A 21,343-nucleotide genomic window follows, 5' to 3' on the forward strand; every position below is an offset into this window, starting at 1 on the left:
AGACGACTTATGCTAGCGCCGGGGTGCGCGATCGCGCCGGCACCAATCCCGCGATCATCGCCGCAGCCAGAGCGAGCCCGAACGAGCTCGACCACAGCCAAGTATAGCCGCCGGTGAGGTCGAACAGGTAGCCGCCGGCGAAGGCGCCCAAGGCCGCGCCGATCGCATGGCCGGCGGAGATCAAGCCCATGGCGGTGCCGACCCGCGCTTTGCCGAGGTGGCTGGCGGCGAGGCTGGCAGTCGGCGGGACCGTCGCGTAGTCGAACACGCCGAACAGGAAGGCGAAGATCCACAGGATCGCCGTCTCCTGGATCAAGAGCGGCAGCATCAGGAAGGTGAGCGAGCGGAAAAAGTAGATGCTTGCCAATAGCACCGTACGATTCATCCGGTCGGTAAGATAGCCAGCCGCCACCATGCCCAAGGTGTTCACGCCCATCAGGATGCCGAAGGCGAGCGCGCTTGGCGCCGGCGGAATGCCGCAGAACTGCGCGAAGGGAATGAGGTGCGTCTCCACCACGCCGGTCGAGGTATAGCCGCACAGCAGGAAGCTCCAGAACAGCCCGTGGAAGGCGGGGCGGCGCAGCAGGTAGCCGACGCGCGTGATGAAGCCTTCGTGCGTGCCCTCGGACGCGGCCCGTGGCACGGCGCCGGCCGCCGCGTTGCGCAACAGCCACCAGGCGATGATCGCCACAATGAGGCACGCCGCCGCGAGGGCTTCGTAGCCCAGGCGCCAGCCGCCGCCCGCCAGCACCAGCCCCAGGATGGGCATGAACACGAACTGCCCCGCAGTCGAGCCGGAAGTCGCGATGCCGACCGCGCGTCCCTGCCCCACGTCGAAGCTGCGCGCGACCGCGCTGCTGACCGCGTGGGTGGCGACCAGCCCGAAGCCGAGCGCGCCCAGAACCGCAAAGCCGATGATGAAGGCCAGCATGGAATGCATGCCGGCGAGCACGGCCGAGCTCGCACCCACCATCAGGAGGCCGCCGGCTAGGATGATGCGCGGGCCGCTGCGGTCGATCGCATAGCCGACCAGCGGCGCCAGGCCAGCCATGATGACCAGGGTCGCGGTCATGACGCCCGAGATGCCGGCTTTGGTCCAGCCGAACTCGCGCACCCATTCTTCCATCGCCAGGCTCAGCATGCTGCGCCCGGAGAAAGCAAGGCTGAGCGCGACGAAGCCAACCGCCACGATCGCCCAGCGCGCGTCCAATCTCGGTACTGCCCGCGTCATAGCTTAAGATTTTCTCCATATGGCCGTTGGCAGGCGTCAGCCCGCTTGATCTGGCACTATCGGCGGCCCATGATCAATCTCAAAGCTCTAACCCATGAGTTTAGTTCTTCTAACGTATGAAACGGAACCTGCCGCCGCTCAATGCCTTGCGGGCTTTCGAAGCCAGCGCGCGCTTGTCCAGCATGCAGCGGGCAGCCCACGAGCTCAACGTCACGCCGAGCGCCATCAGCCAGCAAGTCCAGAATCTGGAGCAGTGGCTTGGTTTTCCTTTGCTGGAACGCCGCGCGCGGCAGGTGCAGCCGACGGCGCAGGGCCGCACTTATCTAGCTGCCATCAGCGGCGCCTTTGACCAGATCGCGGCGGCGACGGCGGAATTGTCGGCCGGCGCAATTCCACGCTCCATTTGCATCACCTGCACGCCGGGCTTTGCCGTCCAATGGCTGGTGCCGCGGCTGCAGCAGTTCCAGGATCTCCATGCGGACATCGACGTGCGGATCGACGCCTCGACCCGGTTGATCGACCTGCGCGGCGAAGATGTCGATCTTGCCGTGCGGCATGGCACCGGGCGCTATCCGGGGCTGGTGAGCGAAAAGCTGCTGGATGATGATCTCATCCCCGTCGCCAGCCCTCGCCTGCTCACTGGGCGCGGCCGCATCAGGAAGCCGGCGGACCTCCTCCACCATCGCCTGCTCCATATCGAGACGCGGGACGATTGGCGGCTGTGGTTCGCCGCGCAGGGCATGGAGATCGACTGGCGGCGCGGCCCGCTGCTGATCGACACCGCGATCGGCGTACAGGCGGCCGTCGCCGGCAAGGGCGTCATCCTGGTTCGCCGCTCGCTTATCGCCGATGAGCTTGCCAGCAACCGGCTGGTTGCCCCGTTGCCGCAGGGCCTTTCGAAAGGTATGGCCTACTACCTGGTCTATCCGCCGGAGAATATGGGCCGGCCGGCGGTGCGCGCCTTTCGCGCGTGGCTGCTGGAGGCGGTGGGCGCTGGCTCACTGCCGGAGCCGACAGCCAAGCCGCATCTGTTGCAATCACGCGTCTGATCGCAGACGATCGGCGTCCCCAAGATTGGAGAAGAATGCATCATGCCGACCGCCATCCGCTGGGACGCCCATTCCTGCCTGCCGCTGCTCAGCGGCATCGACATGGGCCCGCTGCGCCGGCACAAGAAGGCGGGGTTCGATTTCGTCTCGATCAATGTCGGCATGGACATGAACCCTATCGAGCAGGTGATGAAGGCCATCGCCTGGTTCCGGCATTGGCTTGCGCAGCATTCCGATGAATTCGTGCTGGTCGATACCATGGCGGACGTGAAAGCGGCGAAGGAAGCCGGCAAGCTCGCCGTCGCGTTCGACCTCGAGGGCTCTAAGATGCTGCTCGAGGATGTTGCCATGGTGGAGGTCTATCGCAATCTCGGCGTCCGGCAGGCACACCTGGTCTATAACCGCAACAACACCGTCGGCGGCGGGTGTCACGATGACGATGACAAGGGCCTGACCGCCTATGGCCGCGAGGTGGTGCGTGCGGTCAACCGCGCCGGCATCCTGATGGATTGCTCCCACAATGGCGAGCGCACCAGCCTCGACATCATCGAGACGTCCGAGAAGCCGGTGATCTTCTCCCACGCCAATGCCCGCGCGCTGGTGGATCATCAGCGCAACGTCACCGATCGGCAGATCGACGCCTGCGCCGCGACTGGCGGGGTCATCGGTATCAACGGCATCCGCCTGTTCCTCGGCGCCGAGGACAATTTCGCCGAGCCGATGGCCAATCACATCGACTACATGGTGCAACGCGTCGGGCCGGACCATGTCGGGATCGGCATCGACATCTCCTTCGACCTCGGCGTCGACGATCATCCGAAGCACGAGGACCGCAGCTACTGGTGGCCCGCCAGCGGCCGCTACAATCGCACGCTCGTGGGCGGCGCCGGACCTGAGGTTCTGCCCGAGATCGAGCAGCTCTTGCGCCAGCGCGGCTACGACGACGCGGCGATCGACAACATCTTCGGGCTCAATTTCGTGCGCGTGGCCGAAACGACCTGGCGTTAGCCTGCGACGAACTCCACGATCGCGCCGTTCGCCTCCGCCGGCGGCACCAGGCAGCCGCGGGCAATTGCATGGAAGGCGATGCCGGCGTTCTTCAGGTGCGCGACGCATCGCGTCTTGTCGGCAACCAGCAGCTTCATCGCAATGGGGAATGGCAGCTCGGGCAAGGGCCCGGGCACCACGCCAGGGTAGATCTGCGATAGCGCCTCGGGCTTCGTGAAGCGAATTGCACCGGCGCCGCAGGAAACCGACGTCATCTGATCCGTGACCTTGATCCGCTCCGGGCCGAAGATCGGCAGGTAGCCGATCGCGGCACCGACCGGATCGGCACAGACCACCGTCACGGAGAGCAGGCGCTGCGCACCGTTCGCATGCTGCAGCCAGTCGGAGCGACGGACCAGTTCCGGGGAGAGGTGGTGGCAGACGAAGGCGCTGACCTCGGGCGTCGATTCCGGTGGCAGGAACACCAGACGGAATTCCGGGGTCACGGTGCCGGTGGGAAGCTCGAGATCGCGCTTCAGCTGCTTCGGTCCATCCGGGTTCAGGCCTGCGGCGTCCAGCGCGTCGCGGCAGGCATTGGCGTCCGACGTCGCGAAGGCGAGACCCAGCAGCCCTTCGCGCTGCTCCAGCAGCTTGTCGAGATTGTTGCTGAACTGGCTAGGATCGACGATGCCCAGCAGCTCGATATAACCCTCCTCGAGCATTATGCAGTAATTGCCGGTGCCCCAGCCGATGTGACGGCCGCGCGGCGTGACGGTAAAGCCGAGGCGGGCCCAAGCCGCACGCGCCGCTTCCAGGTCGCGCACGCCGACCAGGGTGTGATCGATGCCGGTGATGCCGCAGGCATCGAGCGCCATCAGCAAAGCTCCACCGAAGGAAAACCGCCGCCGAATGTAAGCCACTCGGCGGCGGTCGTCATGCTGCGATGTTTGTTATCCGGAGCGTTTTCCGGCCGATTCGGCGTAAAAAACGCGACAGATCTTGCCCAGCCTCAGTGCACGTTGGCCCAGACGCGCCGTTTGACGGTATAGGCCAGCAGCGTGAAGATCACCAGGAACAGCACCGCCTTGATGCCGGTCCGGTGCCGCTCTTCCAGATTGCCCTCGGCCGCCCAGGTCAGGAATGCCGCGATGTCCTGCGCCTGCTCATCCACGCTCGTCTCGCCGTCGGACAGCGGTGGCGGCATGGCGATTTGATGGCCTTCGAAAGCTTCGTTGTAGTACATGCCCTCCGGAACTTCGACATCTGCCGGCGGCTCCTTATAGCCGGCCATCAGGCTGTAGATGTAATCCGCGCCGTCGTGGCCCAGGAAGCCAGCGCCGGCCCGCGACTTCGCGATTAGCGAAAGATCCGGTGGATAGGCGCCGTTATTTGCGGCGCGTGCCGCCTCTTCGTTCGGGAACGGCGCCTTGAAATGGTCCGACGGCCGGCCGGGACGCTCGAACATCTCGCCGGTGTCATCGGGGCCGTCCTGCACCTGAACCTCGGCCGCGAACGCCTTCACCTCGTCCTCGGTGTAGCCGATGTCCTGCAGGTCACGATAGGCCAGCAGGTTCATAGCATGGCAGCCGGCGCAGACGTCCTTGTAGATCACGTGGCCGCGTTGCAGCTGCGCCCGGTCGAACGAGCCGAAGAAGCCCTCGAAGCTCCAGCTCCGGGTGTGGATCTCCGTGTGGTGAACAGGGTTGGCAGCCACGATGCCGACCGCGGCGGCACCGACGAGAATCGTCACCAGCCCGAGAACAATACGACCCTTGGACATCACGCCTTCTCCATCGACTTGGCGGTGGCGTGCGCCACACTCTGACCGCCGCCAAGCACCGGCTTGCTGATCGACACCGGCACCTGCCGCGGCCGTTCGAAGATCGAAAGCAGCGGCAGCACGATCAGGAAGTACGCGAAGTAGTAAAGCGTGCCGAGCTGGCCTAACCGCACAATCTTGATACCGAACGAGCCGCTGGCCGCGTTCACACCCCACATTTCGCCAACTGCGTTCATCGCTTCGTCAGGCGAGACGCCCCTGAGCTCCGCCACGCGGTCGGTGAAGGTGTCGGCATCGACGATCTGGAAATCGAACGGCATCCAGTAGGCTTCCGGCGGATACTTGCCGCAGAACATCAAGATCACGCAGTCGAAGATCAGGAGCCAGAAGAACCACTTGAACACCGGCCGGAAGGTGCCCGAGCGCACCGGCGAGCGGTCCAGCCAAGGCAAGACGAACAGGATGAGGATCGAAGCGAACATCGCGACGACGCCCAGCAGCTTGTCCGGGATCGAACGCAGGATGGCGTAGAACGGCAGGTAGTACCACTCCGGCACGATGTGCTCCGGCGTGGAGAGCGGATTGGCGACCTCGTAGTTGACCGGATCGCCCAGTGCGTTCGGCGCCCAGAACACCCAGAAGGCGTAGAAGATCAGGAAGATGCCGAGGCCGAACATGTCCTTCACCGTGTAGTACGGATGGAAGGGGATGGTGTCCTGCGGGCCCTTGGTGTCGATGCCCAGCGGGTTGTTCGAGCCGAAGCGGTGCAGAGCCACGATGTGCATGAGCACCACGGCCACGATCACGAACGGCAGCAGGAAGTGCAGCACGAACAGGCGATTGAGGGTCGGGTTGTCGACCGAGAAACCGCCCCACAGCAGCGTCACGATGCTGTCGCCGATCCACGGAACGGCCGAGAACAGGTTGGTGATGACCGTCGTGCCCCAGAAGCTCATCTGGCCCCAGGGCAGCACGTAGCCCATGAAGGCCGTCGCCATCATCAACAGATAGATGAGGACGCCAAGCTGCCACAGCAGTTCGCGCGGCGCCTTGTAGGAGCCGAAATAGAGGCCACGGAAGATGTGGATGTAGACGACAAGGAAGAACATCGACGCGCCGTTCATGTGGAGATAGCGCAGGAGCCAGCCCCAATTGACGTCGCGCATGATGCGCTCGACCGAGTTGAAGGCGTAATCGACGTGCGGCGTGTACTGCATCGCGAGGACGAGGCCGGTCACGATCATGATGATGAGCATGAAGCCGGCGAGCGAGCCGAAGTTCCACCAGTAGTTCAGGTTCTTGGGCGTCGGATACTCGTACGCCTCGTGATGCAGGTAGCTGAACATCGGCAAGCGATGATCGATCCAGCGGATGACCGGGTTCTTGAAAACGGGAGCAGCCATGATTCTCTCTCCTCCCTCAACCGATCTTCACGAGCGTGTCGGATTCGAAGGTGTATTGCGGCACCACCAGATTGGTCGGCGCGGGACCGCGGCGGATGCGACCGGAGGTGTCGTATTCCGAGCCGTGGCATGGGCAGAACCAGCCGCCGAACTGGCCGCGCGGTTCCGAGGGCTTCTGGCCCTGCGGCACGCAGCCCAAGTGCGTGCAGATGCCGACCACGATCAGCCATTCGGGCTTTTCAACGCGCGCGCTGTCAGGCTGCGGGTCGCGCAGATTGCCCAAGTTCACGTCCTCCGCTGCCTTGATCTCTTGCGGCGTGCGGTGGCGGATGAAGACCGGCTTGCCGCGCCACTTCACGGTGATGGCCCGCCCGACCTCGATCTGCGAAATGTCCACTTCGGTCGAGGACAGCGCCAGCACGTCCTGTGACGGGTTGAGGCTGCTGATGATGGGCCAGGCCACGGCGGCGGCGCCGAACGCCGCTACTGAATTGACCAGTAGGTTCATGAAGTCGCGACGGGTGCCGGAAGCCGACCCGCCATGCGTGGTATCCGCCATTACATTCATCCCTTAACCGGCCGCTTTTCCCGGATCCGGAGAGCCCCTGGACACCTTTCAGGCAAGCGCCCCAAAAGGCCCAATTTTCCCGGCGGTTCAGCGACCCTTGTCCGTTGGATGCCGCCTTATATCACGCGCCTTGAAGGCTGCCCCCGCACCCAATTGCGACAAGTCGCCGCATTCGGCGGAAGGCTCCGTGCTTGGCGGTTTCAACTGGCTTCACCCCGGCGGCCGGTATAATGGAAAAGCCCTTGATTTGCAAAGGATCAGGCCTCGCTATGCGGCTTGCGCTCTACCAGCCGGACATCCCGCAGAATACCGGTGCAATCTTGCGCCTAGCGGCCTGCTTTGGGCTGCCGGTCGACCTGATCGAGCCCTGCGGATTTGTCTTCGACGACCGGCGGCTCCGGCGCGCGGGCATGGATTATCTGGAGCACGTGGAGCTGCACCGCCACCGCTCGTGGGATGCCTATCAAGCGGCACGGACCGGGCGACCGGGACGGCTCGTTCTCCTGACCACCAAGGCCCCGATGCCGCACGTTGCGTGCCGCTTCGAAGCCGCCGATTCGCTGTTGTTCGGGCGCGAGAGCGCGGGCGTGCCGGACGACGTGCACGCGGCGGCGGACCTGCGCATACGGATCCCGATGCGCCCGGGCCTCAGATCACTTAACGTGGCAATGGCGGCGGCCATCGTCACGGGCGAAGCGATGCGGCAACTGGGATTTCCGAGCTCATGAGTTCCTACCCGGCGGATCACAAGCAACAGGCCAGCGTCTGGTTCGAATCCCTGCGCGACCACATCTGCGCGGAATTCGAACGGCTGGAGGACGCGCTGACGGCGACGCGCCATTGCGATCTGCCGGCGGGTCGATTCGCGCGCACGCCCTGGAAGCGGCCCGACGCCGGTGGTGGTGAAGGCGGTGGCGGCACCATGGCCGTCATGCGCGGGCGCGTGTTCGAGAAGGTGGGCGTCAACGTCTCCACCGTGTTCGGCACTTTCAGCGAGGAGTTCCGCAAGCAGATCCCGGGTGCGGCAGAAAGCGGCGCGTTCTGGGCCAGCGGTATCTCGCTGGTCGCGCATATGCGGTCGCCGCACGTGCCCGCCGTTCACATGAACACCCGGCATATCGTGACAAGCCAGAGTTGGTTCGGCGGCGGAGCGGACCTGACGCCGATGTTTCCCGAGGCGCACGCGGAGGACGCTGCCGATTTTCATGCGGCGTTCAAGGGTGCGTGCAACCGCTTCGACGCGACCTACTATCCGCGTTTCAAGAAGTGGTGCGACGAGTACTTCTATCTACCGCATCGCAAGGAGCCGCGCGGCGTAGGCGGCATCTTCTACGACAACCTGAATACCGGCGATTGGGACAAGGATTTCGGGTTCACTCGTGCGGTCGGGGAGGCCTTTCTCGCGATCTATCCCGAGATCGTCCGTCGGCACATGAGCAAGGATTGGACGGATGAGGAGCGCCGCAAGCAGCTGATCCGCCGCGGGCGCTACGTCGAGTTCAACCTGCTCTATGACCGGGGCACGTTGTTCGGCTTGAAGACCGGCGGCAATACAGAAGCGATCCTGATGTCGCTACCACCCGAGGTGATGTGGCCGTGAGCGCGGCTGCATGAAGGGCAAGATCGCAGCTCTGCTCGACCGCATCCGAGGCTCCGGATCGCGTGACGACGCTGATATCGTCAAGCGTTCCTGCCTCGAGCGCGCGGGAGAACCGCCGGCGATCGACGCGCCGCCGATCGCCCTCTCCTACGCCATCGACATCAAGAATATCGGTGACCTGATCAGCCCCGTCGCCGTGCAATACGCGACCGAGCGCCCGACCGTCTGGAGACCGCCCGCGGCTGGCGAGCATCTGCTGGCGGTCGGCAGCATCCTGCACTGGGCGACGCCTTTGTCGCATGTCTGGGGCTCTGGCTTGCAGCCGACCCTGGGCATCGGTGAGCTGGAAGGCGAGCACATCTGGGCGCTGCGCGGCAAGCTGACGCACAGCTTGCTGCAGCCGGAGGTCAGCGGCTTGCGCGACGTGCCGCTCGGCGATCCGGCCTATCTGGTCGCGCGACGCCTCGCCCCGCTCATGCCCGCCCGGTCGCCGACGCATCGGCTGGGCCTCGTTCCGCATGTCGAGGACCGCAATCATCCCGGCATTGCGCATCTGCGCGGGCAGGATGGTGTGCTGGTGCTCGATGTGCGTGATCCCGCACCCAAATTCTTCGCGCGAATGATGGAATGCGAGACAATCGCCGGCTCTTCGCTGCACGGGTTGGTTTTTGCGGAAGCGTTGGGCATTCCGAATGTGTGGGTGGATTTCCGGCCCGAGGACCCGGATCGCGCCTTCGCGTTCCAGGATTGGTTCTCGCTGGCGGACAAGCCGGGGAATATGCCGCTGCGGGTCGACGCCGCTCCTTCTGCGGGAGACCTGATCGCCGCCGCCGCGCTGCATGATATGAAGATCGACGAACGCGCGCTGCGCGGTGCCGTGCCGCAGCCGGTGCTGGATGAGCTCAGCCTCTCGCGCAAGAAGGCGCCGCGCATCGTGCACATGCTGAATTGTCGCCGGCGACCCATGCCGATCTTCCTGACCTGCGGCGATCTCGGCGCGCGGCTGCAAGCCATCGCGGCCTCGTATCGCACGCAGTCCGTCCCCACCGAGCTCGTCCTGATCGATGGCGGCGCCGGTGGTGAAAAGGCGCAGGGAGCGATCGGCCGATTGCAGCAGGACGGCGCCCTAGTCCGTGTCATCGATCCCGGCACGCCGGAACAGCAGGCCCAGTCCCTGCAACACGTGATCCGTGACTACTTCAAGCGCTGGGGCGAGCCGCAGCGCTACGCGATCGCCTCCGGCGCGGTTGACTTCTCGACCACATCAGCGGAGGCCTTTGCGCTCTACGACGAATTGCTGGATCGCTTTCCCGATGTCGAGGCCGTCGGTCCGATGCTGCGCGTCCAGGAACTGCCGCGCACGCATCCCGCCCTCGGTCACGAGATCGCAGCCCACTGGTCGCGCGAGCCGATCTGGTGCGATACGTCGCTGGGCCACATTGCCGTAGTCCGCTCCAGCCTGTTCGGAAACTTTGCGCTGTGCCGCGCCGGTGTCGGACATCTGCCGCCGAAGTCCGGGTTGCGCGTGCATCATCCGTTCGATGCGCACGCGCTCGATTGGCCGAAGCCCAGAACGACCGAACCGCCCGCACACCCTTTCTACTACGATGTCGAGCGCCGGCCCGATGGCACCTTGGCCGCCGTGACTCGGCCGCTGTGGTCGAGCCGCCGCCTACACTGGTAGCTCGGTCGTCGACATGATCTGCTTCACCACGAAGAAGGTCCGGATCTGCCGCACGCCGGGCAGGGTCAGGATCTCGTCGGCGTGCAGCTTGTTGAAGCGCTCGAGATCCTTGGTGCGGACGATGAGGAAATAGTCGAACTCGCCGGCGACCAGGTGGCATTCGAGGCAGCCGGGCACTTTGCGGGCTGCCTCCTCGAACTCGGCAAAGGAGGCCGGCGTCGAGCGGTCGAGCACGACGCCGACGATGACCAGCGTGGTGAGGTCGAGCTTCGCCGGGTCCGCCAGCGCGACCACTTTGCGGATGATGCCGTCCTGCTTCAGCTTGTCGACCCGGCGCATGGCCGCGGTCGGGGAGAGGTTCACCCGGCTCGCCAGCTCCGCATTCGTGATGCCGGCGTCGGCTTGCAGCTGTCTCAGGATGTTGCGGTCGATTTTGTCGAGCTTCCGTGTTTCGGCCATGCGCACTTTTCCTGCGCCATTCGTGGAACTAGCGCCATAAAATCATATCCACTCGCGTCAAGCGACGTTTTTCCGCGGGTACAGCTGGAATAACGCATTTGATCGGAGTCGCCGCCCTGAATAGCCTTTTGAGTTCATTCAAGGAGGGGCGACACCGATGCGGTTCGACAAGTTTCCACGCCTTCAGCTGACCTTCGGCCCGACTCCGATCGAAAAGCTCCAGCGCCTCAGCGACCATCTCGGCGGCAGAGTGGAAATCTGGGCCAAGCGCGAGGATTGCAACTCCGGTCTCGCTTTCGGCGGCAACAAGGTGCGCAAGCTCGAGTATTTGATGCCGGAGGCGATCGCGCAGAATTGCGACACGCTGGTGACGATCGGCGGCGTGCAATCCAACCACACCCGCCAGGTCGCGGCGGTCGCCGCCAAGCTCGGCATGAAATGCCGGCTGGTGCAGGAGAGCTGGGTCAACTGGCACGACGGCGTCTATGACCGCGTCGGCAATATCCTGATGAGCCGCATCCTGGGCGCCGAGGTGGAGCTGGTGAACGAAGGCTTCGGCATCGAGTTCAAGAAGAGCTGGGAAGCCGCGCTGGAGGACGTGCGTGAACGCGGCGGCAAGCCTTATGCGATTCCGGCCGGCGCCTCCGACCACAAGCTGGGCGGCCTTGGCTTTGTCGGCTTTGCGGAGGAAGTGCGCGCGCAGGAAGCGGAGCTCGGCTTCAAGTTCGACTATATCTTCGTCTGCTCGGTGACCGGCTCGACGCAGGCTGGCATGATCGTCGGCTTCGCGGTCGATGGCCGCGCCAATCGCGTGATCGGCATCGATGCCTCTGCCAAGCCCACGGAGACGCGCGAGCAGGTGAAGCGCATCGCGCAGAACACGGCCGAGTTGGTGGAGCTCGGCCGGCGCATCACCGACGAAGACGTGGTGCTGGACGAGCGCTACGCCTATCCGGAATATGGCGTGCCGTCGGACGAGACGCTGGACGCGATGCGCTTGAGCGCGCGGATGGAAGGCATGATGACCGACCCGGTCTATGAGGGCAAAAGCATGCAGGGCATGATCGACATAATCCGCCGCGAGGAAATTCCGACCGGATCGAAGGTGCTCTACGCCCATCTGGGCGGCGTGCCGGCGATCAACGGCTATTCGTACCTGTTCCGGAATGGATAGACTTCGCTCCACCCGTCATCACCGGGCCGCAGCGAAGCTGCGAGACCCGGTGATCCAAATTTGAGAGTTGCCTGGGGACGAACTTGGATTGCCCGGCAATGACGTGAGAGAGAGGAATTGAGCTCGTGGTCGCGAAGCTCTTCTGGCAGAACTCCTATCGCACCACGCTCGACACGCGCATCGCAGCGGTCGAGGGCGATCAGGTGCGGCTGGAGGAGACCATCTTCTACGCCTTCTCCGGCGGGCAGGAGAGCGATGTTGGTACGATTGGTGAATGCAAGGTGCTGGAAGCGCGCAAGGATGGCCGCGATATCGTCTACCGCCTGGAGCCTGATCATGGATTGAAGACTGGCGATTCCGTTACGATCGGAATCGACGGCGTTCGGCGGTTGAGGCTGATGCGGCTGCATCTGGCGGCGGAGATCATCCTGGAGCTCGCCTACCAGAACCTGCCCGGCATCCAGAAGATCGGCGCGCACATCGCCGAAGACAAGGCGCGCATCGACTTCGAATGGCCGGAGAACATCTCCAAGCTGTTCCCGATGATGCAGGAGAAGGCAGCCGCGCTCATCGCCGCCGATCATGCGATCGTCAGCGCCTTCAGCGACGAGGCGAACCAGCGCCGTTATTGGGAGAATGAAGGCTTCGCTCGCGTGCCTTGCGGCGGCACGCACCTGAAGCGCACCGGCGAAATCGGCGCCATTGCCCTGAAGCGCGTCAATATCGGCAAGGGCAAGGAGCGGATCGAGATCAGACTGGCCGGCTAGTCGGCCGGACTGGTCAAGGTGTAGGGCATGTAACCCACGAAACCGGCGATGCGCCAGCAGCCGGCATCGCGCGCGCAGAAATAGAGCGTTTGCCACAGCAAGCGGTCCGCGCCGCCATCAGCGCGCCGGATCGCGCCATTGAACTTCTTGTGCAGCACAGCGACCGAGCCGTTGATGTCGATGTCCGTAAGCGACGTGGCACGGAAGATCGCCGCCCGCAGCGGCTCGGCATAGGCGATCTTGCGCGTCTCGTGCGCCTGGCGCAGCCATTCGTCGCGATACGCCTCCACCGTGCCGAACGCGAGCCGCCAGCGGTCGGTATCCGGCGAATGACGGGCGTGCAGCCCGATGAAGCCGTCGCGCTTGAAGTCGTCGTCGATCCTGCCCCAGTCGGCGGCGAGGAACGCGTCGATGTCGCGCGCCACTAGCATCTCCCACAATTCGCGGCGGTCGGGATCGTCGGCAAACGGATTCTGCTCGGGATTCACGGGGCCCTCCTCAGCGCCATCATGGCACGCCGCTGCGTTCCTCGCCTACTCCGCCTTGAACGCCTTGTAGATCGCCCAAGCGGTGGCAAGGTCCTCGTGTCCGCCGCCACCGGACTTGAACCAGGTGATCTCGTCGTCGGAGATCCGTTTGGGTTTCTTGCCACGTGCGACCTGCTCCATGTCGATGATCGAAGCCTGGTCCAGCACACCCGATGTAATGGGCTGGGTGAGGTCGCCGGCCACCTCGATTGTGGTGAACCGCGCATCGACATAGTGGCGGGCAGCGAAGTTGACGCAGTCATCGTCCGCTTCGCGCATGTCCGGCCGGTAGCTGCCGACCAGATCGAGGTGCGTGCCAAGGCGCAGCCAGACACCCTTGACCAGCGGCTCTGTCGCCATGGTGGCGGTGGAGACGATGTCCGCGAAGGAAACGGCATCGTGCAGATCGTCAGCCGCCACGAGCGCAACCTTCGGCAGGCGCGCCGCCAGCGCCGCGATGGCGCGCTCCAGGGCCGGCCGGCTGCGGTTCCACCACAATACCTGGCGGATCGGTCGCACGGCGCAATGCGCCTCGATCAGGTGCGGCGCCAGAGCACCGGCGCCGATCATACATAGGGTCTGCGCATCCTTGCGCGCCAGCCAATCGGCGGCCGCCGCCGAGTTCGCGGCAGTCTTGCGCAGGGTCAGCATAGGACCGTCCATGCCGCAGAGAGTCTCGCCGGTCTTGCCGTCGAACAGCAGATAGGCGCCCTGCACGCTGGCGAGGTTCCTTGCGGCATTGCCAGGAAAGACGCTGGCGACCTTGATGCCGAAGCAGGTGTCGTATTGCCACGCCGGCAGCATCAGCCAGTCATTCTGCGCGCCGGCGGCTAGTTTCTGGCTGAGCAGCATGCGCTCGATGCGATCGGTGCCTCGCTTGTTCATCTCCTGGATCGCCGGCACCAGGCGACGGAAATCGCCGAAATGCAGAACCGCCTCCGCGTCGAGCCAATGCATAATGGCCTAGACCTCCATGCCAGCGCGCCGCCCATCATAGAGCGCAGCCGCCGCGTGCCGCGCCGCGATGCAGTCGCCGACCGTCATCACCGTCATGCCCGTCGCCTGCAAATCGCGCGCGATTGAATCATTCGAGACGTTGGTCAAGCCGGTCACGATATCGTCGATCTCGATCATCGTCTCGCTGCCATCCAGAAGGCTCACGATCCGCGCCTTGCCATCCGCGAAATCTGCGAGTGCGGATTCGACGAGGAACTTCGTGCCCAGCTTGGCAAGACGCATGCGCACCGGTCCGTCGATCGCGGTGCGGATCAGCTCCTTGCCCACCTGTGGGTCGGGCGTGACGATGGTCACCTCGTGTCCCGCTTCCGCCAGATGCCAGGCAGTGCCCACGCCTTTGTAGTTGCCGCCCTCGTCCAGCACCAGCACGCGCTTGCCGAGACGCGCCTCGCGCGCCATGACTGCTTCCGCCGGCCAGATATGAGGGCCGCGCAACGCCTTATCGGCCTCGGCATGCGGCCAATAACGCTGGGTCGGTGCGTCCGTCGGCGAAGAACCGGTGGCCAGGATCACCGCATCGTAGCCCATCGCTGCGATCTCTTCGGCATCGAGATAGGTGTTGCGCCGCACCTCCACCTGCAGATGCTCCAGCTGTCTCTCGAGCCAATCGAGGAAATCGAGAATCTGCGCGCGCCGCGGCTGCATCCCCGCGAGACGAAATTGTCCGCCCAGCTTGTCCGATGCTTCCGCCAGAGTCACGCGATGGCCGCGCTCCGCCGCCACGCGCGCGGCTTCCAATCCGGCCGGTCCACCTCCCACCACCAGCACCCGTTTCGGCTTTGCGCTCGGTGTAAAGCGATCGCCGCCCCATTCGAACTCGCGTCCAGCCGAAGGGTTGATGAGGCAGGAGATGTGATAGTCGCGCGAGCGGCGGCCCCAGCACATCTGGTTGCAGGAGAGGCACGGGCGGATATCCGATGCGCGATCCGCCTTCGCCTTGTTGACCCAGTGCGGATCGGCAATCTGCCCGCGCACGATTGAGATCATGTCGGCGCCGCCCGATGCCAGAATGTAGTTTGCGTTATCCGGCGTGCGGATGTGGCTTTCCGCCTGAATGCGGAGGTTCTTCGCCACCTCCTTCAGCGCCGCCGCATAAGGCGCCCCGAGCTTGTCCTCATAGACCACCGGCGGGATGATGCGCGTGAAATCGAAATAGCTGCCGGTGCCGACCGTCACGTAGTCGCACAAGTGGTGCCGATCGAGCCACCCAACCACCTCCTGCAAGCTCTCGATCGATTGCACATCGGGCCGCGCCGGATCGACACTGACCGCGAGCCCGATCACGAAATCCTCACCGCAGGCCCTACGGATCGCCTGCAGGACTTCGTCCGAGAAGCGCATGCGATTCTCGAAGCTGCCGCCATAGCGATCGTCTCGCCGGTTGGTGACTGGCGACCAGAACTGCTCGATCAGTGCGTTGTACGCTGCCATCAGCTCGCAACCGTCATAGCCGCTTGCCTTGGCCCGGGCGGCGCAGCGCGCAAAGGATGCGACGATGTCCGCGATCTCGCCTTGGGTCATGGCGTGGCTGCCGTCGGAATCGTGCATCGACGGCAAGCCGGACGGCGACCAGTTGTAGGCAAGTGAGTTATCCCAATCGCCGTGCGCGCCGACATGATAGAGCTGTTGCAGGATGTGCGCGCCTTCGGCATGCACCGCTTCGGTGATGCGGCGGAAGTGCGGAATGACGGAATCATCATCCGCGCGGAAATTGCCGCGCGTCAGCACCGCGGTCCTGTGGATCGGCACCGGCTCCACCACGATCATTGCCGCACCGCCCATGGCGCGCTCGCGGTAGTAGCCGAGATGCCGGTCGCCCGGCAGACCATCCACGCTCATGTTCGCGGTGTGCGCGCCGAACACGATGCGGTTGCGCAGAGTGAGATGTCGTAACTGAAGCGGTTGAAAGATTGCCGGATGATCCATCGTCCTCTCCCAGATTGAGGCGATGGTAGCGACCTCAGAGGCGGAGCGTTAGCACCCGAACGACGTAAGACCGGCTAGAGAGCGGCGCGCGAAGCGGTTGACTCGGGCGGCCGGCAGATCCTTTGGCTGGTAATGCGGGGCGACGGCGCAGAGCAGCATGTCGACGGTGACACCGTCAGCGGCGAGCGGGCAGATCAAGGTCTCGAACATCAGCGCGACACCGTTGGCCGGGTTGAAGGTGCGTTGCGCATGGACCGGCCGGCCAGTGGCGACCGCCGCGGCCGCGGCGCCATCATCCGCCGCGCTGAGGTCGATCAACTCACCGGTCGCATCGCGACCCATTATCTCGACATGCAGGCTGCCCACTACGCGATAGCGCAGGCGGCCTGCCCTGTTGGCCGCATCGCGCCTCACCTCGATCAGGCTGATCGCCGGCAGGATGTTAGCCAGATCGACCGGGTCGATATCAGCGCGGGCCGGCAGCGCCCCGCGCTTCGCGGCCTTGGCCTGCCAATAAGCGAAGATCTGGCGAAGCAAGGGATCCGAAATCGCCCGATCGATGCCAGCGGTCCAAGGGGCCATGGCTCTCTATTCCTACAGCGCCCAAAGGGGCCATGTCGGAACTATGGTGGAGAGGGATCGCGGCGGCAGTGTGGCGGATCACAGATGGTTTCGGGCGTAAACAAGGCAAGCGGCGCGGTCCGGCGCAAAATCCCGGTCGACCCACCAGTTTTCGACTTTCTCCAGCAGCTCTCCGATCCGCGGGCCTTCCGACACACCCATCTTGACGATGTCAGCCCCTTTGATGGGAAAGCGCGGCCGGGGCCAGCTTTCGACGATGGCCAGGGCTGCCGCGCCGGACGCACCGTCGATCCGGTCGAGCCAGTCCAGCAGCAGCCGGTCGCGGGCGCCGTCATTGCCCCAGGCATAGATCTGCCGGCGCACGGCCTGCGGGCCCGAAGCATCAAACGGTTCACGCGCAGCATCGAGGTCGATGATCCGATCGCCTTCCGCCCGTGAAAGCCTCAGGGTCTCCGCCACCTCGCGACCGCAGCCCGTCATGGTGAGCGCCGCCAAACGCCGGATGGGATCAGGCGCAAGCCCGTGGCGCTGCTCCAACTCCGCAACCCAGCGCAAACGGTCGAGGGAGGTGGCCCACGGCAGGTAATGCTGCACGATGCCGAGGCTCAGCATCTCGCCCCAGACATCCACGCCGCGCCGCGCCGTGAGCAGGCGCAGGGTCTCCTGCCGCAGTCGCTCGCCGGAGAGCGATTTCAGGTTCGGCGCCAGCTCCTGCGCCGCTCCAACCGCGGCTGGATCGAACTCGCCCGCGGCATAGTCCGCGTGGAAACGAAAGAAACGCAGCAGGCGCAGATAATCCTCCGTGATGCGCTGCCGCGGATCGCCGACGAAGCGCACGCGGCCCGCGGCCAGATCCTCGAGCCCGCCGAAATAGTCGTGCACCGTGCCGTCGGCATCGGCAGAGAGTGCATTGATGGTGAGGTCGCGCCGCGCGGCATCCGCCTGCCAATCATCGGTGAACGCCACCTTGGCGCGGCGCCCATCGGTCTCGACGTCGAGGCGCAAGGTCGTCACCTCGACACCGGTCTTGTCCGCAACCGCCGTGACGGTGCCGTGGTCGATGCCGGTCGGCACGGCCTTGAGGCCGGCCTTGTGCAGCAGCTCCGTCACGCGCTGCGGCGAGAGCGGCGTCGTGATGTCGATGTCGCGGATCGTGCGGCCGACCAGCGCATCGCGCACGCAGCCGCCGACGAAGCGGGCTTGGTCGCCTTCCGCCGTCAGCGCGCGCACCACCTTCGCCGCGGGACCATCCGTCATCCAGGGCTGCGGCAGTCGCTGCAGATCAGGCTTCATCGAGGTGCCCCAGGACTTCGATGAGGTTGTTCAACATGCCGGCAGTCGCGCCCCAGATGTAGTAGTCGCCCCATGGGTAAGCATAGAAGAAGCGCTGCCTGCCCTGGTACATGCGGCTTTCCAGCTGGCGGCTCTGCCGATCGCGGAAGAAGCGCAACGGCACTTCGAACACTTCCGCCACTTCGAACGGATCCGGCCGATAGAGCTCGGGCGGCTTCACAAAACCCACACACGGAGTCACCTCGAAGCCCGTGCGCGTGACATAGGTGTCGAGCCTGCCGATCATCTCCACATGATGGCGCGGCAGCCCGACCTCTTCCTCCGCTTCGCGCAAAGCAGCCGCGATCGCATCAGCGTCGGTCGGATCGACGCGGCCTCCCGGGAAGCTGATCTGCCCCGCATGGTCGGTTAGGTGCGGCGTACGCTTGGTGAAGAGGACGCCTATGCCTTCCGGTCGTTCGACCAGCCCGACCAGGACCGCGGCCGGGACGAGCGTGCGGGTCGGCAGCATGTCGGGATTGAGGTCATGGTCGCCACGCTTGGCTTGCTGCCCTTCGAGAGGAACTGCCACCACGCTGCTGCTGGTCGATGAATGCGGCGCGCTGCGGCGCCCGGGCGCCGGCGCCAAAGCAAAACGCTGGCTGATGAGAGTCCGTTCCATCAGTGTGCCAATTCGGTGCGAGCGCCCGATTCGAAATCCTGCAGATGGCCAAGCGCGAAGAACTGGCCGCGGCTCCACACCCCGAGCTGCTCGACGCCTTCGATGTTACGCACCTGCCCCAGCTCTACCAAGTGATAGAAGACAGAACGCAGGATCAGCGCCTCGAGCCCCGGCCGCACCAGGATGTAAGGTCGGGGTTCGCCGCCTGGCTGGTTGGTCTTGTTGCGGCGGTGGGCGACGCGGATGGGATGATCGCAATCGGCGATCACAAATTCGTCAAGATTAGTCCTAAAAGTCAGTTCCTGGTTGGACCCGGAACCGCTTACCGTCACTTCGACGGCAGTGAAAGGTGCGTCGTCGACCGCGATGCGGCCGCGCTCCGCCGGAGTGACGAGCCAATATTCGCCGTCCGGCTCGCGGCGCAGGACGGTGGAGAAGAGCTTGACCAGGGGTTTCCGATTGATGGGGGAGCCCCGATAGAACCATGTCCCGTCGCTGGCGATGCGCATGTCAAAATCGCCACACGTGGGTAAATCGGAGAACCTGGGGCCGGACTCTGGGTTGGACATGATTGTGGTTAACAGTTTACGCTTTAATCATCTTACGTGCGCTATAATGGAAGGTATAGGTGGCCATGACGGAAGGGCAGTTTTCCATGTCTTCACAAGGGCCTACAGCGCAAATCGGCGGTTCTCCCACTGCCGCCGCGGCTGCTGACCTCGCCGGACTGATCGAGAACTACAGCCAGCGCATCGATCTGGTGCGCCGTCAGCTCGGCCAAGTGATCTTCGGCCAGGAGCAGACGGTCGAACAGGCCCTAATCTCCATTCTGTCCGGTGGCCACGTCCTGCTGATCGGTGTCCCAGGCCTCGCCAAGACCAAGCTGGTCGATTCGCTCGGCCAGGTGTTGGGCGTCGATGCCCAGCGCGTGCAATGCACCCCAGATCTGATGCCGTCCGACATCGTCGGATCTGAAGTGCTCGAAGAGAGCGAATCCGGCCGGCGCAGCTTCCGCTTCATCAAGGGCCCGGTCTTCTGCCAGCTGCTGATGGCGGACGAAATCAACCGCGCCAGCCCGCGCACCCAGTCCGCGCTGCTGCAGGCGATGCAGGAGCGCAAGGTCTCGGTCGCCGGCCACACCTACAACCTGCCCGAACCGTTCCACGTGCTCGCGACCCAGAACCCGCTGGAGCAGGAAGGCACCTATCCCTTGCCCGAAGCGCAGCTCGACCGCTTCCTGCTTCAGATCGATGTCGATTATCCGTCACCTGACGCGGAACGGCAGATGCTCATCGTCACCACCGGCTCTCAGGAAGCCGGCCTTACCCGGGTGTTGTCGCCGGAGGACGTGCTCTCCATCCAGCGCCTCGTCCGCCGCATGCCGGTCGGCGAGAAGGTGGTCGACGCGATCCTCAAGATGGTGCGCGCCGGCCGTCCGGAACTCACCGGCATCAAGGAAGTGAAGGAAGGACTGGCGTGGGGTCCCGGTCCGCGTGCCGGCCAGGCGCTGATGCTGGCGACGCGCGCCCGCGCCTTGATCCAGGGGCGTTTCTCGCCCTCGATCGACGACGTTATGGCACTGGCGCATCCGGTCCTGCGGCACCGCTTTGCGCTGACCTATGGTGCGCGTGCGGAAGGTGCGACGCCCAGGGCGATCATCGATCGCCTGATTGCCGAGATTGGCTAGATGAGCGAAAGGGATCGCTAGACGCGCATGGCGACGGCGACCTTCGACAAGACGAAATATCAGGCAGCGGAAATCGCCGAGCGCGTGCCGCCGTTGCTGCTTGCTGCGCGGCGCATCGCCGCGACCATCGAGCAGGGCGTCCACGGCCGCCGGCGCGTCGGGCGCGGTGAAGCATTCTGGCAGTTCCGGCAGTACTACCCCGGCGATGAAATACGCCGGCTCGACTGGCGGCAATCGGCCAAGACCGACCGGCTGTATCTGCGCCAGATGGAATGGTCGGCCGCGCAAACGGCGTTCTTGTGGTGTGACCTGTCAGCCTCCATGCGCTTTTCGAGCAAGCGCGACCTGCCCAGCAAGCTCGAAATTGCGCAGGTCATCACACTCGCCCTGGCCGGTGCGATGTCGCGCGCGGGTGAGCGCGTTGCACTGCTCGGCTCCGGCGAACGGCCGAGCGCCGGCCGCTTCGTTCTGGAATCGATCGCTCATCGCCTGGCCCATCTTGCCGGCCAAGCGGAGACCTCGAGCGAGCCGAAGTTCTCCATTCCGCCGCCCACCTATCTGCCGGCGCATGCTCACGTGGTGCTGGTCAGCGACTTCCTGGCGCCACCGGAGGAACTGAAGACAACCATCAACCGTTTTGCGGGAACCGCGTGCCGCGGGCATCTGATCCAGGTGCTGGATCCGGCCGAACTCGACCTGCCCTATATGGGACGCGTGCGGTTCGAAGGCGTCGAAGGCGAAGGCGACCTGCTGATGAGCCGCGCGGAAAATATCCGCGAGGAATACAAGACCGAGCTGGCGAACCACTGGGACGGCTTGAGGCTGCTGGCGCAGTCCGCAGGCTGGAGCGTGTCGCGCCACATCACCGATCAATCGGCGGCGAAGTCGCTGCTCGAAGCCTATCAATGGCTGGCGGCCGATCACCGGCCGACAGCGCAGCACTAGAGG

Annotated in this window: 22 protein-coding genes; 9 read left to right on the forward strand and 13 right to left on the reverse strand. The window is 64.6% G+C overall.

What is annotated here, in order from left to right:
* Positions 1-7: 7 nt before the first annotated feature.
* The gene (locus DTX69_RS05475) at positions 8-1,231 is read right to left on the reverse strand and encodes an MFS transporter (protein WP_119300510.1); all 1,224 of its coding nucleotides are present in this window, start codon (positions 1,229-1,231) and stop codon (positions 8-10) included.
* Between the two features lie 116 nt (positions 1,232-1,347).
* Between DTX69_RS05475 and gcvA the strand changes: the two genes are divergently transcribed.
* Both gcvA and DTX69_RS05485 read left to right on the forward strand, forming a co-directional pair.
* On the forward strand, positions 1,348-2,280 hold the full coding sequence (gcvA, locus tag DTX69_RS05480; protein ID WP_119300511.1) for a transcriptional regulator GcvA: 933 nt from the start codon (positions 1,348-1,350) through the stop codon (positions 2,278-2,280).
* Between the two features lie 42 nt (positions 2,281-2,322).
* On the forward strand, positions 2,323-3,288 hold the full coding sequence (locus DTX69_RS05485) for a dipeptidase (RefSeq protein WP_119300512.1): 966 nt from the start codon (positions 2,323-2,325) through the stop codon (positions 3,286-3,288).
* Here the strand turns inward: DTX69_RS05485 and DTX69_RS05490 are convergent.
* From DTX69_RS05490 to petA, 4 genes are all read right to left on the reverse strand, one after another.
* Positions 3,285-4,142 carry a VOC family protein gene (locus DTX69_RS05490; RefSeq protein WP_119300513.1) on the reverse strand — a complete coding sequence of 286 codons (858 nt, stop codon included), beginning with the start codon at positions 4,140-4,142 and terminating at the stop codon, positions 3,285-3,287. The genes DTX69_RS05485 and DTX69_RS05490 overlap by 4 nt on opposite strands.
* A 134-nt stretch (positions 4,143-4,276) precedes the next feature.
* Positions 4,277-5,047 carry a cytochrome c1 gene (locus DTX69_RS05495; protein ID WP_119300514.1) on the reverse strand — a complete coding sequence of 257 codons (771 nt, stop codon included), beginning with the start codon at positions 5,045-5,047 and terminating at the stop codon, positions 4,277-4,279.
* Positions 5,047-6,450, reverse strand: a complete 1,404-nt coding sequence (locus tag DTX69_RS05505; protein ID WP_322090877.1) for a cytochrome b — start codon at positions 6,448-6,450, stop codon at positions 5,047-5,049. Before DTX69_RS05505 ends, DTX69_RS05495 begins: the two co-directional genes overlap by 1 nt.
* 16 nt (positions 6,451-6,466) lie before the next feature.
* Positions 6,467-7,009, reverse strand: a complete 543-nt coding sequence (petA, locus tag DTX69_RS05510) for a ubiquinol-cytochrome c reductase iron-sulfur subunit (RefSeq protein WP_119300515.1) — start codon at positions 7,007-7,009, stop codon at positions 6,467-6,469.
* 278 nt (positions 7,010-7,287) lie between these two features.
* Here petA and DTX69_RS05515 point away from each other — a divergent pair, with 278 nt between their 5' ends.
* Genes DTX69_RS05515 through DTX69_RS05525 form a run of 3 tightly spaced genes read left to right on the forward strand, consistent with a single transcriptional unit; the run spans position 7,288 to position 10,302 of the window.
* On the forward strand, positions 7,288-7,746 hold the full coding sequence (locus DTX69_RS05515; RefSeq protein WP_119300516.1) for a tRNA (cytidine(34)-2'-O)-methyltransferase: 459 nt from the start codon (positions 7,288-7,290) through the stop codon (positions 7,744-7,746).
* Complete coding sequence (gene hemF / locus DTX69_RS05520) at positions 7,743-8,618, forward strand: oxygen-dependent coproporphyrinogen oxidase (protein WP_119300517.1); 876 nt, start codon at positions 7,743-7,745, stop codon at positions 8,616-8,618. The genes DTX69_RS05515 and hemF overlap by 4 nt, the downstream gene beginning before the upstream one ends.
* A 10-nt stretch (positions 8,619-8,628) precedes the next feature.
* The gene (locus tag DTX69_RS05525; protein WP_119300518.1) at positions 8,629-10,302 is read left to right on the forward strand and encodes a glycosyltransferase family protein; all 1,674 of its coding nucleotides are present in this window, start codon (positions 8,629-8,631) and stop codon (positions 10,300-10,302) included.
* Here DTX69_RS05525 and DTX69_RS05530 read toward each other — a convergent pair.
* On the reverse strand, positions 10,291-10,761 hold the full coding sequence (locus DTX69_RS05530; RefSeq protein ID WP_119300519.1) for an Lrp/AsnC family transcriptional regulator: 471 nt from the start codon (positions 10,759-10,761) through the stop codon (positions 10,291-10,293). The two genes, DTX69_RS05525 and DTX69_RS05530, sit on opposite strands and share 12 nt — an antisense overlap.
* A 157-nt stretch (positions 10,762-10,918) precedes the next feature.
* Between DTX69_RS05530 and DTX69_RS05535 the strand changes: the two genes are divergently transcribed.
* Together DTX69_RS05535 and DTX69_RS05540 are read left to right on the forward strand one after the other, a co-directional pair.
* Positions 10,919-11,935, forward strand: coding sequence for a 1-aminocyclopropane-1-carboxylate deaminase (locus DTX69_RS05535; RefSeq protein WP_119300520.1), 1,017 nt, complete (start codon positions 10,919-10,921; stop codon positions 11,933-11,935).
* Between the two features lie 125 nt (positions 11,936-12,060).
* Positions 12,061-12,702, forward strand: coding sequence for an alanyl-tRNA editing protein (locus DTX69_RS05540; protein ID WP_119300521.1), 642 nt, complete (start codon positions 12,061-12,063; stop codon positions 12,700-12,702).
* Here DTX69_RS05540 and DTX69_RS05545 read toward each other — a convergent pair.
* The 7 genes from DTX69_RS05545 to DTX69_RS05575 form a co-directional block, all read right to left on the reverse strand.
* Entirely contained in the window at positions 12,699-13,190 is a 492-nt protein-coding gene (locus DTX69_RS05545) for a hypothetical protein (protein WP_284735566.1), read from the reverse strand. The genes DTX69_RS05540 and DTX69_RS05545 overlap by 4 nt on opposite strands.
* Before the next feature lie 45 nt (positions 13,191-13,235).
* Complete coding sequence (locus DTX69_RS05550; RefSeq protein WP_119300522.1) at positions 13,236-14,186, reverse strand: ornithine cyclodeaminase family protein; 951 nt, start codon at positions 14,184-14,186, stop codon at positions 13,236-13,238.
* A gap of 6 nt (positions 14,187-14,192) precedes the next feature.
* On the reverse strand, positions 14,193-16,172 hold the full coding sequence (locus DTX69_RS05555; protein ID WP_119300523.1) for an oxidoreductase: 1,980 nt from the start codon (positions 16,170-16,172) through the stop codon (positions 14,193-14,195).
* Positions 16,173-16,220: 48 nt separating this feature from the next.
* A complete protein-coding gene (locus DTX69_RS05560; RefSeq protein ID WP_119300524.1) occupies positions 16,221-16,754 on the reverse strand; it encodes a PAS domain-containing protein in 534 nt (177 codons plus the stop codon).
* A 78-nt stretch (positions 16,755-16,832) separates the two neighbouring features.
* Entirely contained in the window at positions 16,833-18,047 is a 1,215-nt protein-coding gene (locus DTX69_RS05565; protein WP_119300525.1) for a CCA tRNA nucleotidyltransferase, read from the reverse strand.
* On the reverse strand, positions 18,037-18,708 hold the full coding sequence (locus DTX69_RS05570; RefSeq protein WP_119300526.1) for a CoA pyrophosphatase: 672 nt from the start codon (positions 18,706-18,708) through the stop codon (positions 18,037-18,039). Before DTX69_RS05570 ends, DTX69_RS05565 begins: the two co-directional genes overlap by 11 nt.
* On the reverse strand, positions 18,708-19,277 hold the full coding sequence (locus tag DTX69_RS05575; protein ID WP_119300527.1) for a DUF1285 domain-containing protein: 570 nt from the start codon (positions 19,275-19,277) through the stop codon (positions 18,708-18,710). Before DTX69_RS05575 ends, DTX69_RS05570 begins: the two co-directional genes overlap by 1 nt.
* Positions 19,278-19,363: 86 nt before the next feature.
* Here DTX69_RS05575 and DTX69_RS05580 point away from each other — a divergent pair, with 86 nt between their 5' ends.
* Together DTX69_RS05580 and DTX69_RS05585 are read left to right on the forward strand one after the other, a co-directional pair.
* Entirely contained in the window at positions 19,364-20,395 is a 1,032-nt protein-coding gene (locus tag DTX69_RS05580) for an AAA family ATPase (protein ID WP_119300767.1), read from the forward strand.
* A 27-nt stretch (positions 20,396-20,422) separates the two neighbouring features.
* Positions 20,423-21,340, forward strand: coding sequence for a DUF58 domain-containing protein (locus tag DTX69_RS05585; RefSeq protein ID WP_119300528.1), 918 nt, complete (start codon positions 20,423-20,425; stop codon positions 21,338-21,340).
* Positions 21,341-21,343: the final 3 nt, after the last annotated feature.

The sequence above is a fragment of the Dongia deserti genome, from assembly GCF_003574735.1.
In the GTDB taxonomy this organism is placed as follows: domain Bacteria; phylum Pseudomonadota; class Alphaproteobacteria; order Dongiales; family Dongiaceae; genus Dongia_A; species Dongia_A deserti.

Coding starts and splice junctions, on each gene's coding strand:
- DTX69_RS05475 (WP_119300510.1), bottom strand. CDS start 1,231: ATGACGCGGGCAGTACCGAGATTGGACGCGCGCTGGGCGATCGTGGCG.
- gcvA (WP_119300511.1), top strand. CDS start 1,348: ATGAAACGGAACCTGCCGCCGCTCAATGCCTTGCGGGCTTTCGAAGCC.
- DTX69_RS05485 (WP_119300512.1), top strand. CDS start 2,323: ATGCCGACCGCCATCCGCTGGGACGCCCATTCCTGCCTGCCGCTGCTC.
- DTX69_RS05490 (WP_119300513.1), bottom strand. CDS start 4,142: ATGGCGCTCGATGCCTGCGGCATCACCGGCATCGATCACACCCTGGTC.
- DTX69_RS05495 (WP_119300514.1), bottom strand. CDS start 5,047: ATGTCCAAGGGTCGTATTGTTCTCGGGCTGGTGACGATTCTCGTCGGT.
- DTX69_RS05505 (WP_322090877.1), bottom strand. CDS start 6,450: ATGGCTGCTCCCGTTTTCAAGAACCCGGTCATCCGCTGGATCGATCAT.
- petA (WP_119300515.1), bottom strand. CDS start 7,009: ATGGCGGATACCACGCATGGCGGGTCGGCTTCCGGCACCCGTCGCGAC.
- DTX69_RS05515 (WP_119300516.1), top strand. CDS start 7,288: ATGCGGCTTGCGCTCTACCAGCCGGACATCCCGCAGAATACCGGTGCA.
- hemF (WP_119300517.1), top strand. CDS start 7,743: ATGAGTTCCTACCCGGCGGATCACAAGCAACAGGCCAGCGTCTGGTTC.
- DTX69_RS05525 (WP_119300518.1), top strand. CDS start 8,629: ATGAAGGGCAAGATCGCAGCTCTGCTCGACCGCATCCGAGGCTCCGGA.
- DTX69_RS05530 (WP_119300519.1), bottom strand. CDS start 10,761: ATGGCCGAAACACGGAAGCTCGACAAAATCGACCGCAACATCCTGAGA.
- DTX69_RS05535 (WP_119300520.1), top strand. CDS start 10,919: ATGCGGTTCGACAAGTTTCCACGCCTTCAGCTGACCTTCGGCCCGACT.
- DTX69_RS05550 (WP_119300522.1), bottom strand. CDS start 14,186: ATGCATTGGCTCGACGCGGAGGCGGTTCTGCATTTCGGCGATTTCCGT.
- DTX69_RS05555 (WP_119300523.1), bottom strand. CDS start 16,172: ATGGATCATCCGGCAATCTTTCAACCGCTTCAGTTACGACATCTCACT.
- DTX69_RS05560 (WP_119300524.1), bottom strand. CDS start 16,754: ATGGCCCCTTGGACCGCTGGCATCGATCGGGCGATTTCGGATCCCTTG.
- DTX69_RS05565 (WP_119300525.1), bottom strand. CDS start 18,047: ATGAAGCCTGATCTGCAGCGACTGCCGCAGCCCTGGATGACGGATGGT.
- DTX69_RS05570 (WP_119300526.1), bottom strand. CDS start 18,708: ATGGAACGGACTCTCATCAGCCAGCGTTTTGCTTTGGCGCCGGCGCCC.
- DTX69_RS05575 (WP_119300527.1), bottom strand. CDS start 19,277: ATGTCCAACCCAGAGTCCGGCCCCAGGTTCTCCGATTTACCCACGTGT.
- DTX69_RS05580 (WP_119300767.1), top strand. CDS start 19,364: ATGTCTTCACAAGGGCCTACAGCGCAAATCGGCGGTTCTCCCACTGCC.
- DTX69_RS05585 (WP_119300528.1), top strand. CDS start 20,423: ATGGCGACGGCGACCTTCGACAAGACGAAATATCAGGCAGCGGAAATC.